1 protein-coding gene is annotated in these 1,219 nt (G+C 42.7%); it reads right to left on the reverse strand.

Annotated elements, in window-relative coordinates:
- Nucleotides 1-167: 167 nt before the first annotated feature.
- Complete coding sequence (tilS, locus tag PX636_RS10905) at nucleotides 168-1,142, reverse strand: tRNA lysidine(34) synthetase TilS (protein ID WP_288117164.1); 975 nt, start codon at nucleotides 1,140-1,142, stop codon at nucleotides 168-170.
- Between the last annotated feature and the right edge of the window lie 77 nt (nucleotides 1,143-1,219).

The raw sequence follows: 1,219 nt of genomic DNA on the forward strand, positions 1-1,219 counted from the left end.
GGTAGCGTAACATGAGCGGGTGTTGGGTTTCATGCTTCAACCCAACCTACGTTCATCTTATATTTAATTCCACCCACCCACTTAATCAGTGAAAAGAAAGTAGCGAAGTTTTCACCTAACACTGTCCACTTAAAACTGTAATCTGATAACTGATAACTGATAACTGATCACTGATAACTGATATATAGCCAATTTTGTTGGACTTCTGCCCGAATTTTGCCCGTTAGGGAGGAAGTGGCATCGCGATTAACACCAGTAATGAGATTAACCACTGACTCAACTTCGGCAAAATTAGGGGATGAGGGTAAATATTGAGCCAAAAATAAACGAATCACTCGTCTTTGTATCGCTAGAGGTAGAATTTGTAAAGGGGAGCGATCGAGTCTTTGTTGATCTAGATCGATAACCTGGCGAAAAATATCCCGGGCAATACTATCTAAATAATCGCTTTCTGCTTCCAAAATTTCGGCAGTTTGGGCGAGATGTTTTTCGATTTGGGGATTTAAATTAGTTTGCAGGTAGGGTAATAATTCCTGACGGATGCGATTGCGAGCATAGCGTAAATTCTCATTAGCTCGATCATACCAGATCGGTAATTCTCGACTTTGACAAAAAGCGAAAGTTTCCCCGCGAGTGACATTTAAGAGGGGACGGACTAAAAAAATATCTGAGGTTAAACTTGTCAACCAAGTTAAGGCAGAAAGTCCATCACTACCGGCCCCGCGCGTGAGATTATAAAGAAAAGTTTCCGCTCGATCGCTCCTCGTGTGTGCCGTGAGAAGATAATTAAAACCCTGTTCTTGGGCGATTGTTTGTAAAGCTTGATAACGCCATTGTCGGGCCTTGGCTTCCGTTTCCGCCATGGGGGGTGCGGTGGTAATATAAACGGGTAATTGCCAAATTTCGGCGATTTTCTGCACATGATCCACTAATCCTCGGTCCTGAGACCAACGGTGATCACAATGAGCGATCGCTAGTTGCCAACCCCAACGAGAGCGCAAATCCAGCAATAATTGCCCTAAACAGAGGGAATCCTGACCCGCCGACAATGCCACTAATAGAGACGCATTTTTAGGTAGTAATTGTCCCTTTTTCACCGTGGTTTCCAGACGAGTATGGAGAGGGGTCCAAAAATTAGCCAAAATTTTTAGATTTATTTACTTGACAAATGACAGATAACCAGAAAAGGAGAAGGGAATTATGAATTATGAATTATGAA

The organism is Microcystis sp. M53598_WE2 (assembly GCF_030067735.1).
Taxonomy (GTDB): domain Bacteria; phylum Cyanobacteriota; class Cyanobacteriia; order Cyanobacteriales; family Microcystaceae; genus Microcystis; species Microcystis aeruginosa.